Origin of the sequence: Pseudomonas sp. JV241A (genome assembly GCF_900275665.1) — a bacterium.
GTDB classification, from domain to species: domain Bacteria; phylum Pseudomonadota; class Gammaproteobacteria; order Pseudomonadales; family Pseudomonadaceae; genus Aquipseudomonas; species Aquipseudomonas wadenswilerensis.
The window spans coordinates 96,339-110,535 of the sequence record NZ_OPYO01000003.1; the positions used below are offsets into that span (position 1 = coordinate 96,339).

Annotated in this window: 13 protein-coding genes; 8 read left to right on the forward strand and 5 right to left on the reverse strand. The window is 62.2% G+C overall.

The window, feature by feature from the left end:
* The first annotated feature begins 1 nt into the window (after position 1).
* From bioD to JV241A_RS01600, 5 genes are all read left to right on the forward strand, one after another.
* Entirely contained in the window at positions 2 to 682 is a 681-nt protein-coding gene (gene bioD / locus JV241A_RS01580) for a dethiobiotin synthase (protein WP_115084982.1), read from the forward strand.
* 107 nt (positions 683 to 789) lie between these two features.
* Entirely contained in the window at positions 790 to 1,086 is a 297-nt protein-coding gene (locus JV241A_RS01585) for a pyrroloquinoline quinone biosynthesis protein PqqE (protein WP_115084983.1), read from the forward strand.
* A gap of 269 nt (positions 1,087 to 1,355) precedes the next feature.
* On the forward strand, positions 1,356 to 3,161 hold the full coding sequence (locus JV241A_RS01590) for a phenylacyl-CoA dehydrogenase (protein ID WP_115084984.1): 1,806 nt from the start codon (positions 1,356 to 1,358) through the stop codon (positions 3,159 to 3,161).
* Between the two features lie 245 nt (positions 3,162 to 3,406).
* Positions 3,407 to 4,690 (forward strand): GGDEF domain-containing protein, encoded by a 1,284-nt coding sequence (locus tag JV241A_RS01595; RefSeq protein WP_115084985.1) that lies wholly within the window; start codon positions 3,407 to 3,409, stop codon positions 4,688 to 4,690.
* A 122-nt stretch (positions 4,691 to 4,812) separates the two neighbouring features.
* On the forward strand, positions 4,813 to 6,591 hold the full coding sequence (locus JV241A_RS01600) for an acyl-CoA dehydrogenase C-terminal domain-containing protein (protein ID WP_134061257.1): 1,779 nt from the start codon (positions 4,813 to 4,815) through the stop codon (positions 6,589 to 6,591).
* Positions 6,592 to 6,820: 229 nt separating this feature from the next.
* Here JV241A_RS01600 and JV241A_RS01605 read toward each other — a convergent pair whose 3' ends face one another.
* The gene (locus JV241A_RS01605; RefSeq protein ID WP_115084987.1) at positions 6,821 to 7,744 is read right to left on the reverse strand and encodes a LysR family transcriptional regulator; all 924 of its coding nucleotides are present in this window, start codon (positions 7,742 to 7,744) and stop codon (positions 6,821 to 6,823) included.
* Between the two features lie 102 nt (positions 7,745 to 7,846).
* On the opposite strand from JV241A_RS01605, the gene JV241A_RS01610 reads away from it, so the two are divergent.
* From JV241A_RS01610 to JV241A_RS01620, 3 genes are all read left to right on the forward strand, one after another.
* The gene (locus JV241A_RS01610) at positions 7,847 to 8,545 is read left to right on the forward strand and encodes an MOSC domain-containing protein (RefSeq protein ID WP_134061258.1); all 699 of its coding nucleotides are present in this window, start codon (positions 7,847 to 7,849) and stop codon (positions 8,543 to 8,545) included.
* Positions 8,542 to 9,822: an aminotransferase class III-fold pyridoxal phosphate-dependent enzyme gene (locus JV241A_RS01615; protein WP_134061259.1), complete on the forward strand. Its 1,281-nt coding sequence runs from the start codon at positions 8,542 to 8,544 to the stop codon at positions 9,820 to 9,822. The genes JV241A_RS01610 and JV241A_RS01615 overlap by 4 nt, the downstream gene beginning before the upstream one ends.
* A gap of 164 nt (positions 9,823 to 9,986) precedes the next feature.
* The gene (locus JV241A_RS01620; RefSeq protein WP_003177654.1) at positions 9,987 to 10,145 is read left to right on the forward strand and encodes a YqaE/Pmp3 family membrane protein; all 159 of its coding nucleotides are present in this window, start codon (positions 9,987 to 9,989) and stop codon (positions 10,143 to 10,145) included.
* 86 nt (positions 10,146 to 10,231) lie between these two features.
* Here the strand turns inward: JV241A_RS01620 and JV241A_RS01625 are convergent, their stop codons facing one another.
* From JV241A_RS01625 to pqqC, 4 genes are read right to left on the reverse strand one after another with little or no spacing between them, the layout of a single operon-like run.
* Positions 10,232 to 12,070, reverse strand: a complete 1,839-nt coding sequence (locus JV241A_RS01625) for a S9 family peptidase (protein ID WP_115085007.1) — start codon at positions 12,068 to 12,070, stop codon at positions 10,232 to 10,234.
* A complete protein-coding gene (gene pqqE, locus JV241A_RS01630; RefSeq protein WP_134061260.1) occupies positions 12,036 to 13,196 on the reverse strand; it encodes a pyrroloquinoline quinone biosynthesis protein PqqE in 1,161 nt (386 codons plus the stop codon). Before pqqE ends, JV241A_RS01625 begins: the two co-directional genes overlap by 35 nt.
* Positions 13,168 to 13,443, reverse strand: coding sequence for a pyrroloquinoline quinone biosynthesis peptide chaperone PqqD (gene pqqD / locus JV241A_RS01635; protein WP_115085009.1), 276 nt, complete (start codon positions 13,441 to 13,443; stop codon positions 13,168 to 13,170). The genes pqqE and pqqD overlap by 29 nt, the downstream gene beginning before the upstream one ends.
* Positions 13,440 to 14,195: a pyrroloquinoline-quinone synthase PqqC gene (pqqC, locus tag JV241A_RS01640; RefSeq protein WP_115085010.1), complete on the reverse strand. Its 756-nt coding sequence runs from the start codon at positions 14,193 to 14,195 to the stop codon at positions 13,440 to 13,442. Before pqqC ends, pqqD begins: the two co-directional genes overlap by 4 nt.
* Positions 14,196 to 14,197: the final 2 nt, after the last annotated feature.

Consider the following 14,197-nt stretch of genomic DNA (forward strand, 5'->3'; position numbering starts at 1 on the left):
GATGAGCCGGGCCTATTTCATTGCAGGGACCGACACCGATGTCGGCAAGACCACCATTGCCGCCGGCCTTCTGCATGCCGCGCACCTGGCCGGGTTCAGCACCTTGGGTGCCAAGCCCGTGGCCTCGGGCTGTGAGGTCAGCAGCAAGGGCCTGCGCAATGCCGATGCCATGGCGCTGATCGCCGAAAGTTCGCTCAAGTTGCCCTACGAACAGGTCAATCCGTTCGCTTTCGAACCGGCCATTGCTCCGCACCTGGCTGCGCGGGAAGCCGGTGTCGCCCTGAGTGTTCAGGCCTTGTTGACGCCGATGCGCGAGGTGTTGGCCAAAGAGGCGGATTTCACTCTGATCGAAGGGGCTGGAGGCTGGCGCGTGCCGCTATCTGGTGAAGCCAACCTGTCAGACCTGGCCGTTGCCCTGAAGCTGCCGGTAATTCTAGTGGTCGGTGTGCGCCTGGGGTGTATCAACCACGCCTTGCTCACGGCCGAAGCCATCGCTCGCGATGGCCTGCAACTGGCCGGATGGGTCGCCAACATCGTCGATCCACGCACCTCGCGGCTGGAAGAAAACCTCGCCAGCCTCGCCGAGCGTTTACCGGCGCCGTGCCTGGGGCGGGTGCCCAAGCTCAAGCAGGTCAGCGCCGAAACCGTGGCTGCGTACCTGCAACTGGACCTGCTGGACTGAGACTGGTCTATCATAAGGCAAAGTGCCATTAGTGTTTTCAACGGGTCTTTTGCCAGCAAGTCTGCTTCAATAGAGGCCGTTCGCTTTTAGTGTCATGGAGTTTCGACATGGAAATCTCGGGCAGTTCAGCATACTACGCAGGGCTCGGTGCCATTAACGCTGGGCAAAACCGCGTCGATCAGGCCGCCAGCCAGATCGCCAACACCACCGTCGAGCGTGCCGCCACCAGCCAGTCCAGTGACTATCAGGCCGAGCGCCTGCGCGCGGTCGACCGCAGCCAGCAGATGGACCTGGCCACCAGCAGTGTCGAGATGGCGCTGGGCAAGCATCAGGTCGAACTCGGTGTCAAAGTGGCCAAAGCATCGGACGAAATGCTCGGCACCCTGATCGACACCTACGCCTGACCCCCTTCGGCTCGCCCTTCGCGAGCCTTCAACTAGTCTTTATGTATCAGCGCTTTGGCCTTGTTGGCCGGCGTTCGGCTGCGCGTTTGCCGGGCATTTTGCCAAGGCAATCGCGCAGTCTGGCATGGCCGAACTGCCCTCTGCTTGATGCTTGACAAGTTTTCGGCGTAAACGTATGTTTCAAACAACTGTTTGACCGAAAGCCGCCTAGAGCTGGTCGGTATATCGCGGTCTCCCTATCCAGGATTCATCAGCAGAGGTTCATCGCTATGCCTGATTACAAAGCCCCCTTGCGTGATATTCGCTTCGTTCGTGACGAGCTGCTCGGCTACGAAGCGCATTATCAGAGCCTGCCGGCTTGCCAGGACGCCACCCCGGACATGGTTGACGCCATCCTCGAGGAAGGCGCCAAGTTTTGTGAACAGGTACTGGCCCCGCTGAACCGTGTCGGCGACCTGGAAGGCTGCACCTGGAGCGAATCGGGCGTTAAAACCCCGACCGGCTTCAAGGAAGCCTACAAGCAGTTCGTCGAAGGTGGCTGGCCGAGCCTGGCCCATGACGTCGAGCACGGCGGTCAGGGCCTGCCTGAGTCGCTGGGCCTGGCGGTCAGCGAAATGGTCGGCGAGTCGAACTGGTCCTGGGGCATGTACCCTGGCCTGTCCCACGGCGCGATGAACACCATCTCCGAGCACGGCACCGCCGAGCAGCAGGAGACCTACCTGACCAAGCTGGTTTCCGGCGAGTGGACCGGCACCATGTGCCTGACCGAGCCACACTGCGGTACCGACCTGGGTATGCTGCGCACCAAGGCCGAGCCTCAGGCTGATGGTTCGTACAAAGTCACCGGCACCAAGATCTTCATCTCGGCCGGTGAGCACGACATGGCCGACAACATCGTCCACATCGTTCTGGCCCGCCTGCCCGATGCACCGGCTGGCACCAAAGGCATCTCGCTGTTCATCGTGCCGAAGTTCCTGCCGACCGCCGAAGGCACCGTCGGTGAGCGCAACGCCGTGTCCTGTGGCTCCCTCGAACACAAGATGGGCATCCACGGCAACGCCACCTGCGTGATGAACTTCGACGCCGCTACCGGCTACCTGATCGGCCCGGCCAACAAAGGCCTGAACTGCATGTTCACCTTCATGAACACCGCTCGCCTGGGTACCGCGCTGCAAGGCCTGGCCCACGCTGAAGTGGCGTTCCAGGGCGGCCTGAAATATGCTCGCGACCGCCTGCAAATGCGCTCGCTGACTGGCCCGAAAGCGCCGGACAAAGCCGCTGACCCGATCATCGTCCACCCGGACGTACGTCGCATGCTGCTGACCATGAAGGCGTTCGCCGAAGGCAACCGCGCGATGGTCTACTTCACCGCCAAGCAGGTGGACATCGTCAAGTACAGCCAGGACGAAGAAGAGAAGAAGAAAGCCGACGCACTGCTGGCCTTCATGACTCCGATCGCCAAGGCATTCATGACCGAAGTCGGCTTCGAAGCGGCCAACCACGGCGTGCAGATCTATGGCGGCCACGGCTTCATCGCCGAGTGGGGCATGGAGCAGAACGTTCGCGACAGCCGTATCTCGATGCTGTACGAAGGCACCACCGGCATCCAGGCGCTGGACCTGCTCGGCCGTAAAGTCTTGATGACCCAGGGCGAAGCGCTCAAGGGCTTCACCAAGATCGTGCACAAGTTCTGCCAGGGTAACGAAGGCAACGAAGCAATCAGCGAGTTCGTCGCGCCGCTGGCCCAGCTGAACAAAGAGTGGGGCGAACTGACCATGAAGGTCGGTATGGCCGCGATGAAAGACCGTGAAGAAGTCGGTGCCGCTTCGGTGGACTACCTGATGTACTCCGGTTATGCCTGCCTGGCCTACTTCTGGGCTGACATGGCGCGCCTGGCTGCCGAAAAACTGGCTGCCGGCACCACTGAAGAAGCCTTCTACACCGCCAAGCTGCAGACCGCGCGCTTCTACTTCCAGCGCATCCTGCCGCGTACCCGCACCCACGTAGCAACCATGCTGTCGGGCGCCAACAACCTGATGGACATGAAAGAAGAGGACTTCGGTCTCTCCTACTAAGTCAAAGGCTGTAAGAAAAAACGCCTGCCCTCACCGGCAGGCGTTTTTTTTTGCTTTTGCTTCCTGTGGGAGCGGGCTTGCCCCGCGATAGCTTTCTGTCAGCCACATCGCATCGCGGGGCAAGCCCGCTCCCACCCAGCCCACCCCATCCAGCCATCCCGATCAAGTGCATTCATCTATTCATGTGCGCTGCCGATACATTAAGGCACAATGCCATTATTGATCTGCCGGGTCGGAGATTACCCTTGTTTCGTTTATCCGCTGTACGCCTGAGCCACTTCCTGCCATCGGTCTGTTTGCTGGTGTCAGGGCTCGCGGCCGCTTACGTGAGAGACCTCAGTGTGTTTTTCACGTCGCTGTTCAATGTCCTGCCCACCTTGGTTTTGTTGCTCGGCGGCGCCTACTGCGCCGTGTACCGCCGCCAACGTGAACTGTTTCTGATGCTCACGGTGTACATCGCCTACTTCCTGCTCGACACCCAGACCGACTTCTACCGCGACAACGGCCGCGTGCGAGAAGATGCAGCGGTGGTGTTCCACCTGGTCTGCCTGCTGTTGCCGCTGATGTTCGCCCTGTATGGCGCCTGGCAAGAGCGCACCCATCTGTTCCAGGACATGGTCGCGCGTTTCGCCGTATTGTTGGCTGTGGGCAGCGTCGCCCTGGGCCTGGAGCAGAGTTTTCCCCAAGCGCTGTTGAGCTGGCTGGCGGAGATTCGCTGGCCTTCGTTGCATGGCCAGTGGATGAGCCTGATCCAGCTGGCCTATCCGGTGTTCCTCTGCGCCTTCATCCTGCTGGTGGTGCAGTACCTGCGTGAACCGCGTCCCTTGCACGCGGCGCAGGTGATCGGCCTGATCGGTATCTTCTGGATGCTGCCCAAGACCTTCATCCTGCCGTTCACCCTGAACATCATGTGCAGCCAGGTGATGCTGATGATTGCCGCGGCGGTGTCCCACGAGGCCTATCAAATGGCTTTTCGTGATGAGCTGACCGGTTTGCCCGGCCGCCGCGCGCTCAACGAGCGCATGCAGCGCCTGGGGCGCAACTATGTGCTGGCGATGACTGACGTCGACCACTTCAAGAAATTCAACGACACCCATGGCCACGATGTGGGTGACCAGGTACTGCGCCTGGTGGCGAGCAAACTGTCCAAGGTCACCGGCGGCGGTCGGGCCTATCGCTATGGGGGTGAGGAATTCGCCGTGGTATTTGCCGGCAAAACTATCGAAGAGTGTATGCCGCACCTTGAGGCAGTGCGCGAGGTGATCGCCAACTACAACATCCAGTTGCGCAACCAGGACAACCGCCCCCAGGACGACCAGCAGGGTCGACAACGGCGTGGGGCGTCGGCGGCTTCCAGTGTGTCGGTGACTATCAGTATTGGTGCCAGTGAGCGCCTGGCCGATCATCGTTCACCCGATGAAGTGCTCAAATCCGCCGACCAGGCCCTCTACAGCGCCAAGGGCGCCGGGCGCAACTGTGTCATGGCCCATGGGGTTCAGGCAAAACGTGGTGCGGTGCGCATGGCGTGACCGAAATAGACTGTATAGTCGCCAGATGACCCTATGTGTCACAAAAGTTGTTCGGTTACACTGGTTTCATAACAGTGATGCGGCCCTGTAGGCCGTCCCCGACTCTAGTGTGAGAGGTAGCCATGGCTGACTATAAAGCGCCCCTGCGCGATATGCGCTTCGTCCTCAATGAAGTCTTCGAAGTCGCCAAGCTCTGGGCGCAGTTGCCCGGCCTTGCCGAAGCGGTGGACGAAGACACCGCCCTGGCGGTGCTGGAAGAAGCCGGCAAGGTCACCAGCAAGAGCATCGCGCCGCTGAGCCGCAGCGGCGATGAAGAAGGTTGCCACTGGGATAACGGCGCCGTGAGCACTCCGGCCGGTTTTATCGAAGCCTACAAGACCTACGCCGAAGGCGGCTGGGTTGGCGTCGGTGGCGACCCAGCCTACGGCGGCATGGGCATGCCCAAGGTGATCTCGGCCCAGGTCGAGGAAATGGTCAATTCCTCCAGCCTGTCCTTCGGCCTGTACCCGATGCTGACTGCTGGTGCTTGCTTGTCGATCAACGCCCACGCCAGCGACGAGCTCAAGGAAAAATACCTGCCGAACATGTATGCCGGTGTCTGGGCCGGCTCCATGTGCCTGACCGAGCCGCACGCCGGTACTGACCTGGGGATTATCCGCACCAAGGCCGACCCTCAGGCCGATGGCAGCTACAAGGTCAGTGGCACCAAGATTTTCATCACCGGTGGCGAACACGACCTCACCGAAAACATCATCCATCTGGTGCTGGCCAAGCTGCCGGATGCGCCTGCCGGGCCGAAGGGTATTTCCCTGTTCCTGGTGCCGAAGTTCATGGTCAATGCCGATGGCAGCCTGGGCGCACGCAACCCGGCCACCTGTGGCTCGATCGAACACAAGATGGGCATCCAGGCCTCGGCCACCTGCGTGATGAACTTCGATGAGGCGGTCGGGTACCTGGTCGGCGAGCCGAACAAGGGCCTGGCGGCGATGTTCACCATGATGAACTACGAGCGTCTGGGCGTGGGTATTCAGGGCCTGGCCTCGGCCGAGCGCTCTTACCAGAACGCCATTGAATACGCGCGCGACCGCCTGCAAAGCCGCGCGCCAACCGGCCCGCAAGCAAAGGACAAGGTCGCTGACCCGATCATCGTCCACCCTGATGTGCGACGCATGCTGTTGACCATGAAGGCCCTCAATGAAGGCGGTCGTGCATTTTCCACCTACGTGGCGATGCAGCTCGATACCGCCAAGTTCAGCGAAGACGCCGACACGCGCAAACGCGCCGAAGAGCTAGTGGCGTTGCTGACTCCGGTGGCCAAGGCGTTCCTGACGGACCTGGGCCTGGAATCGGCCGTACACGGCCAGCAGGTATTCGGCGGCCACGGCTACATCCGTGAGTGGGGCCAGGAGCAACTGGTGCGCGACGTGCGCATTACCCAGATCTACGAAGGCACCAATGGCATCCAGGCTCTCGACCTGATGGGCCGCAAGGTGGTTGGTAGCGGAGGGGCGCTGTACAAGCTGTTTGCCGACGAAATCCGTCATTTCACCGCCAGTGCCGACAGCAACCTGGCCGAGTTCGTCAAACCGCTCAACGCGGCTCTGGACAATCTTGACGATCTGACTGCCTGGGTCCTGGATCGGGCCAAGAACAACCCGAACGAAATTGGCGCAGCCTCGGTGGAATACCTGCAGGTGTTCGGCTATACCGCTTATGCCTACATGTGGGCGTTGATGGCCCGTACGGCCTTGGCCAAGCAAGGTGAAGACGATTTCTATGCCAGCAAGCTGGGCACTGCACGCTTCTATTTCGCCCGTCTTCTGCCGCGTATCCACTCGCTCAGCACCTCGGTAAAAGCCGGTAGCGAATCGCTGTACCTGCTCGATGCGGCACAGTTTTAAGGGTGTTAGTTGTTTGTAAGCATTCTCTTACATAACGTGGTGACTTTTCGCCTCTATCGGAAGATTGGATCCACAGTTAATCTTCTCACATGGACGTAGCGCAGGAAGCGCAAAGTACAGAACACGGACACGAAGGATTCCTGCCAGGATGGCGGGGCGAAAAGGATGTCAGGGAAACAGTCTGCAAAGCCCCGCTTCGGCGGGGTTTTCTTTTGCCTGCGATTTAACCTCAGCCCAGCACATCCAGCGGCGACACCCCGATCTGCCGCGGATCGGCTTCTTCTTCCAGCAGGTTGCGCAGCAGCTCCACCGACGCTTGCTGGCGTTGTGCATCGCGGAACACCAGGCCAATTTTCAGCGGCACCCGTGGTTCGCTCAATGGCTTCCACAGCAGTTCCTGGTCATCTTCGACCACTTCCTTGGCGCGCCCCGGCAATACGGTCGCCAGCGAGGTATGCGCCAGGCTGTCGAGAATCCCGCCCATGTTGTTCATTTCTGCCTGTACCTGCGGCCGCCGGCCGAGGTTGGCCAGTTGCGACTGCCAGATCTGCCGTACCTGGAACTCTTCGCCGAGCAGCAGCATGGGTAACTCGGCAGCCTGCTTGAGCGAGACCTTCTTGAATTCACGCAAGGGGTGGGTGTTGGGGATGACCAACTGCAGTTCATCTTCGTACAACAGCAGCCCATGCAGGCCCGGTTGGCGCGGTGGCAGGTAGCTGATGCCGATATCCAGGCTGCCGTTGAGCAGACGCCGTTCGATCTCCAGGCCCGACAGTTCGTAGATCTGTACCACCAGATGCGGCTGCGCCTTGCGCACTCGGTCGAGCAGCTGCGGTACCAGGCTTGGGCGCACGGTCTGCAGTACGCCAATGGCCAGGGTACGCAACGCCTGGCCCTTGAAGTTGCGCAGCGCCTCGCGAGCCCGCTGCAGGCCGTCGAGCAGGGGCAGGGCATGGTTGTACAGGGTGTGCGCGGCCAGGGTCGGCAGCAGGCGCTTGTTGCCGCGCTCGAACAGGCTCACATCGAGGTTTTGCTCAAGCTGGCGGATCTGCTGCGAAAGCGCCGGTTGCGACAGTGACAGGCGCTCGGCAGCCCGGCCGACGTGGCCTTCTTCATACACCGCGACGAAATAACGCAGTTGGCGAAAATCCATAAGAATTACTTATCAAAAATGCTCGAAAAACCAAATGGCCGTTAGCCTGCAAGAAGCCTAGTCTATCCCGTATTCACAAGGTTTACAGGGCCAGAAGGCGCGATGAATATCGTGTATGTGGATGGCGTTTACATAGGCAAGGCAAAAAACCTCGGGCATGGCTTATTGACTGATATTGATAAGCAGGAGGTTGCAAGACGGTTGTGGTTATGGCCACAGGGGCTGGGGAGCGACGAACACGGCGACCCACGCTTTCACACCGGCCCTGAACGGGCCTTGCACCATTACCCGGCCGAGCACTACGCCTGGTGGCGGCAACGTTATCCACAGCTCGATTGGCGCGCCCCGGGTTTCGGCGAGAACCTCTCGACCCACGGCCTGGATGAACATCAGGTGTGCCTGGGGGACATGTTCCGCTGGGGCGGGGCGCTGTTGCAGATCAGTCAGCCGCGCTCGCCGTGCTATCGCCTGAGTCATCGCTGGGGCGTGCCGAACCTGCCGCAACAGGCGCAGGACAGTGGCCGCTGTGGCTGGTTCTACCGGGTGCTCAAGCCGGGTTTTGTCAGCGCCGATGAACCTTTCGAACTGATTCAACGTAGTTATCCGGGCCTGACCGTGGCCTGGGCGCTGCGCACTTTTTACCGTGAACCTCTGGAGCATGCAGGTTTGAAAAAGCTGGTGGATTGTCCGGCCCTCTCGTCACGCTGGCGCGATATCGCGATCAAGCGCATGCGCACCGGTCAGGTCGAAGACTGGACCGCGCGTCTGCTTGGCCTGCCGCTCGAGGGGCTGCGCGCATGAACCTGTTCAACCTGCGCCGCCCGGCTGTGGCTGTGGCCGAGCGCAAGATCGCACCTGCCGTTACTCAGCCTGCAGACGCATTGTCGCGTGAATACCTGATGCCGGCGGTAGAGCGCGCGCCCCAGGTTTTCGTCCGCGGCCAAGGCTCATGGTTGTGGGACAGCGAAGGTCACGCATATCTGGATTTCACCCAGGGCTGTGCAGTCAACAGCCTCGGCCACAGCCCCAGTGTGCTGGTCAAAGCCCTGGGCAGCCAGGCGCAGGCGTTGATCAATCCGGGGGCGGGTTTTCATAACCGTGGCCTGTTGAACCTGGTCAATCGCCTGTGCGAAAGCACCGGCAGCGATCAGGCCTACCTGCTCAACAGCGGCGCCGAAGCTTGCGAAGGGGCAATCAAGCTGGCGCGCAAATGGGGTCAGCTGCACCGCAACGGCGCCTATCACATCATCACCGCCAGCCAGAGCTGCCATGGCCGCAGCCTGGGCGCGCTGTCCGCCTCCGACCCATCGCCGTGCAACCGTTGCGAGCCGGGTTTGCCGGGCTTCAGCAAGGTGCCGTTCAACGACCTTGAAGCGCTGCACGCGGCTGTCGATTCGCGCACCGTGGCAATCATGCTCGAACCGATCCAGGGCGAAGCCGGGGTGATTCCGGCGACCCAGGCGTATCTCCAGGGTGTCGAGCGACTGTGCCGCGAGCTGGGCATCCTGCTGATCCTCGATGAAGTGCAGACTGGCGTCGGTCGCTGCGGCGCGATGCTCGCCGAACAGTTGTATGGCGTGCGCGCTGACATCCTTACCCTTGGCAAGGGCCTGGGGGGCGGCGTACCACTGGCGGCCCTGCTGGCCCGTGGCAGTGCCTGCTGCGCCGAGGCTGGCGAGCTGGAGGGCAGCCACCATGGCAATGCGCTGATGAGTGCGGCGGGCCTGGCGGTGCTGCAGACCGTGCTGGAGCCGGGGTTCTTCGAACATGTGCAGGATTCAGGGCGGCACATGCGCGACGGTCTGAGCCGTCTGGCGGGTCGCTATGGTCAGGCCGAGGTGCGCGGCCAGGGGCTGCTCTGGGCGTTGCAGCTGAGCGAAGACATCGCCACCGAGCTGGTCCAGGCCGCCTTGCACGAAGGCTTGCTGCTCAACGCTCCGCAGGCCGACGTGCTGCGCTTTTCGCCAGCGCTGACGGTGAGCAAGGGCAACATCGACGAGATGCTCCTGCGCCTGGCCCGGGCCTTTGCCCGTGTGCACGCCGCGCAGCAGAACCTGCGGCGCGAGGCCACGGCCTGATCACTACACCGCACTAACGAATTTTCCGAACCGTCTCGCGTTCCTGCGCATCGCCCCGGGCCTGTTGTTTTTGGCTTGGGGCGTTTTTTTGTCTGCTGCTTACAAGTGGAACCCCGGTGACGCGCTAGAGTCAGTTCTAGTACATCTTTGAAGGGAGCTGCCCAATGGACTTTATCCGCATCATCATCGCCATTCTCCTGCCGCCGCTTGGCGTGTTCCTGCAGGTTGGCTTCGGCGGCGCCTTCTGGCTGAACATCCTGCTGACGTTGCTGGGGTATATCCCGGGCATCGTCCATGCGGTGTATATCATCGCCAAGCGGTGAGGCCAATCGCGGGTCAAGTCGGGGCGCCGCACCGCCGCTCCCACAGGATTGACTCTGTGGGAGCGGGCTTGACCCGCGATAGCGATCTAACTGCCTTCCAGCACCCGCCGATAAAACTTCCATTCCTCTTCCAGCGCATGCGCCAGGTTGCTCGCCGTACGAAAACCGTGACGCTCCGAAGGGTAGAAATGCCCTTCGGCGCGAATCCCGTTGGCCTTCAGCGCTTCAAGCATCGAACGGGTCTGTTCCGGCACTACTACAGCATCCAGCTCACCCTGAAAGAAGATCACCGGCACCTTGATGTTTGCGGCATGCAGCAAGGGGGTGCGCCGCTGGTAACGCTCGGCATCGGTCACCGGATCGCCGATCAGCCAGTCCAGGTAATCACCTTCGAACTTGTGCGTTGCCCGGGCCAGCGCCTGCGGATCACTGACGCCATACAGGCTGGCACCGGCGCGGAATACATCATGGAACGCCAGGGCGCAGAGGGTGGTGTAGCCGCCGGCACTGCCGCCGCGGATAAACGCGCGCTGCGGGTCGATCAGCTTGCGCTCGGCCAGGTGCCTGACCACGGCGCAGGCATCTTCGACGTCAATCTCGCCCCAGCGCAGGTGCAGGGCCTGGCGATAGTCCCGGCCATAGCCGCTGCTGCCACGGTAATTGAGGTCGGCCACGGCGAAGCCGCGCTGGGCCCAGTACTGGATGCGTGGATCGAGCACCGGGTAGCAGGCCGAGGTCGGGCCGCCATGGATGAACACCAGCAGCGGCGGCTGCACCTCAGCGTTCATGGCCGGGTAGAAGAAACCGTGGGCGATGCCGTCACCGCTGCGGTAGCGCAGTGCTTGCGGACGGCTGATGCGTTCGGCGGGCAGCGGTAAAGCACCGCCGGCCAGGACCTGTACATGATGGTTCTGGCGGTTGATGGCGATAACGGCGGGTGGGCTGATGGCCGACGCGGCAATGGCATAGAGATGCTGCTCGTCCAGATCCAGGCAGCGGAAGCGGCTGTAGTCCGCGCTGTAATCCTCTACCGAGCCATCGGCAAGGCAAATCCCCAAGCGGCTGAAGCCGTTATCGAACCAGCTCGCGAGGTAGCGCTGCTCGTCCAGCGGTAACCAGGTGCTGGCGCCCAACTGCCAGGGCGCGCCGGCATGGTCGGCCGCGGCGGCTGGCAAGGGGTTCCAGCCTGTTGCCGTTTCGCCCCAGGGCTGCCAATAGCCGTTGCGGTCGGACAGGCAATACAAACGACCGGCTGGGTCAAAATGAGGTTGTTGCAGGGACTGTTGCGGACCCGCTTCACCGGCGATGCAGCGTGGCGTGCTCCACTGGCCATCTGCCTGGCGTTGGCAGCACAGCAGCCGGGTTGCCGTCCACGGTTGTTCCGGGCGGCTCCATTCAATCCAGGCCAGGCGCGAGCCATCGGTGCTCAGGGTTGGCGAGGCGTAAAAGTCGGCGCCTTCGGCCAGGACTTCACGGCTGCCCTTGGCGATGGCCACCAGGCGATGCTCGACCGCCCCCGGACCATGGCTTTCTTCCACCGCCAGCACATGCCCGTTGGCCCAGCGCAGATCGCCGTAGCGCCGCACGCCCTCGGTCAGCGACTGCGGTAACCCGCCGTTGAGGTCCTGGGTATACAGCTGCTGGTCCGCCTCGTTGACAAACACCAGGCCATCGTCGCTCAGGCAGAAGCTGCCACCGCCGTATTCATAGACCCGGCTGCGTACGCTGAAGCCATTGGGCGTCAGGCAACGGGCCTGGCCATCGCGCCAGTGCCAGATCCGGCAGGCGCCATCGCTGGGGCGAAATTCGTTCCAGAACAATCCCTGGGCAGCCACCCGCAGCTCGGCAAAATCGGTACCGGCGGCGACCGCCTGTTCGGCGCTGAAGCGCTCAGCCGCGGACAATGACACGTGAGTTTCGCTCATTACGGAAGGTCAGCTCGTCGATGGTCTGGTGGGCGTGCTCGGCTTCTTCGCGAGCCTTGAGGATGATGCCGTGCTCGGCCGACTTGGCGCAAACCGGGTCGGCGTTACTGGCGTCGCCGGTGAGCATGAAGGCCTGGCAGCGGCAGCCGCCGAAGTCCTTCTCTTTCTCGTCACAGGAGCGGCACGGCTCGGGCATCCAGTCGTAACCGCGGAAGCGATTGAAGCCGAACGAGTCGTACCAGATGTGCTGCATGCTGTGCTCGCGGACATTGGGAAACTGCACCGGCAGCTGGCGGGCGCCGTGGCAGGGCAGGGCGGTGCCATCCGGGGTGACGGTGAGGAACACGCTGCCCCAGCCGTTCATGCAGGCCTTGGGGCGCTCTTCGTAATAGTCCGGGGTGACGAAGATCAGCTTGCACGGGTTGCCGGCGGCCTGCAGTTTAGCCCGGTATTGGTTGGTGATGCGCTCGGCGCGTTCGAGCTGGGCGCGGGTCGGCAGCAGGCCGACGCGGTTGAGGTGTGCCCAGCCGTAGAACTGACAGGTGGCCAGTTCGACGAAATCGGCTTCGAGGGCAACGCACAGCTCGATGATACGGTCGATTTTGTCGATGTTGTGCCGATGAGTGACGAAATTCAGCACCATCGGGTAGCCGTGGGCTTTGACTGCCCGGGCCATTTCCAGCTTCTGCGCGAAGGCCTTCTTCGAACCGGCCAGCAGGTTGTTCACCTGCTCGTCGCTGGCCTGGAAGCTGATCTGGATATGGTCCAGCCCGGCCTCCTTGAAGGCGGCGATCTTCTGCTCGGTGAGGCCGATGCCGGAGGTGATCAGGTTGGTGTAATAGCCCAGGCGCCGACCTTCGCCGATCAATTCGGCTAGGTCCTGGCGCACCAGCGGCTCACCGCCGGAGAAGCCCAGTTGTGCCGCGCCCATCTCGCGCGCCTCGGCCATGACCCTGAACCACTGCTCAGTGCTCAGCTCCTGACCCTGGGCGGCGAAGTCCAGGGGGTTGGAGCAGTACGGGCACTGCAGCGGGCAACGGTAAGTCAGCTCGGCAAGCAGCCACAGCGGCAGGCCGACTGCAGGTTTTGCCGGCAGCTCAGGCAAGGGTGATCCAGTGTTCGGCACGGGCCACCTCCATGAATTGCTCGATGTCGTCACCGAGCTCGGGTACTCCGGGGAACTGCGTGTCGAGCTCGGCAATGATCGCCGCGACATCGCGCTGGCCGTCGATCAGCCCGCCGATCAGCGCGGCGCTCTCGTTGAGCTTGATCATCCCTTCCGGATACAGCAGCACATGAGCTTTTTGTGCCGGCTCATACTGGAAGCGATAGCCCGGGCGCCATGCCGGGACTTGCGCGCGATCGAAACTCATAAGGCGATTCCTTTGTGCCAGACCCTTTCGCTGGTGACACTGTGATAAGGCGGGCGGTTCAGTTCGTAGGCCATGCTCATGGCGTCGAGCATGCTCCAGAGAATGTCCAGCTTGAACTGCAGGATCTCCAGCATGCGCTGCTGGCCCGCAACTGTAGTGTAGTGCTGCAGGGTGATCGCCAGCCCATGCTCGACGTCACGCCGGGCCTGGCCCAGGCGGGTACGGAAGTACTCGTAGCCGGCCGGGTCGATCCACGGATAGTGCTGGGGCCAGCTGTCCAGCCGCGACTGGTGGATCTGCGGGGCGAACAGCTCGGTCAGCGAGCTGCTGGCCGCCTCCTGCCAGCTGGCGCGGCGGGCAAAGTTGACGTAGGCATCCACGGCAAAGCGCACGCCGGGCAGCACCAGTTCCTGGGAGCGCAGTTGCTCCGGGTCGAGGCCGACCGCCTGGCCCAGGCGCAGCCAGGCTTCGATGCCGCCGTCTTCGCCAGGGGCGCCGTCATGGTCGAGCAGGCGCTGAATCCACTCGCGGCGAATTTCGCGGTCCGGGCAGTTGGCCAGGATCGCTGCATCCTTCATCGGGATGTTGACCTGGTAGTAGAAACGGTTGGCCACCCAGCCCTGGATCTGCTCGCGGCTTGCGCGGCCTTCATACATCGCCACATGGTAGGGGTGATGGATGTGGTAGTAGGCGCCCTTGGCGCGCAGGGCCTGTTCGAATTCGGCAGGGGACAGCGGTTTGGCGTCGCTCATGT

What these genes read in the sequence shown, in the direction of transcription:
- bioD (WP_115084982.1), top strand. Translation starts at nt 2, where the DNA reads ATGAGCCGGGCCTATTTCATTGCAGGGACCGACACCGATGTCGGCAAG.
- JV241A_RS01585 (WP_115084983.1), top strand. Translation starts at nt 790, where the DNA reads ATGGAAATCTCGGGCAGTTCAGCATACTACGCAGGGCTCGGTGCCATT.
- JV241A_RS01590 (WP_115084984.1), top strand. Translation starts at nt 1,356, where the DNA reads ATGCCTGATTACAAAGCCCCCTTGCGTGATATTCGCTTCGTTCGTGAC.
- JV241A_RS01600 (WP_134061257.1), top strand. Translation starts at nt 4,813, where the DNA reads ATGGCTGACTATAAAGCGCCCCTGCGCGATATGCGCTTCGTCCTCAAT.
- JV241A_RS01605 (WP_115084987.1), bottom strand. Translation starts at nt 7,744, where the DNA reads ATGGATTTTCGCCAACTGCGTTATTTCGTCGCGGTGTATGAAGAAGGC.
- JV241A_RS01610 (WP_134061258.1), top strand. Translation starts at nt 7,847, where the DNA reads ATGAATATCGTGTATGTGGATGGCGTTTACATAGGCAAGGCAAAAAAC.
- JV241A_RS01615 (WP_134061259.1), top strand. Translation starts at nt 8,542, where the DNA reads ATGAACCTGTTCAACCTGCGCCGCCCGGCTGTGGCTGTGGCCGAGCGC.
- JV241A_RS01620 (WP_003177654.1), top strand. Translation starts at nt 9,987, where the DNA reads ATGGACTTTATCCGCATCATCATCGCCATTCTCCTGCCGCCGCTTGGC.
- JV241A_RS01625 (WP_115085007.1), bottom strand. Translation starts at nt 12,070, where the DNA reads ATGAGCGAAACTCACGTGTCATTGTCCGCGGCTGAGCGCTTCAGCGCC.
- pqqD (WP_115085009.1), bottom strand. Translation starts at nt 13,443, where the DNA reads ATGAGTTTCGATCGCGCGCAAGTCCCGGCATGGCGCCCGGGCTATCGC.
- pqqC (WP_115085010.1), bottom strand. Translation starts at nt 14,195, where the DNA reads ATGAGCGACGCCAAACCGCTGTCCCCTGCCGAATTCGAACAGGCCCTG.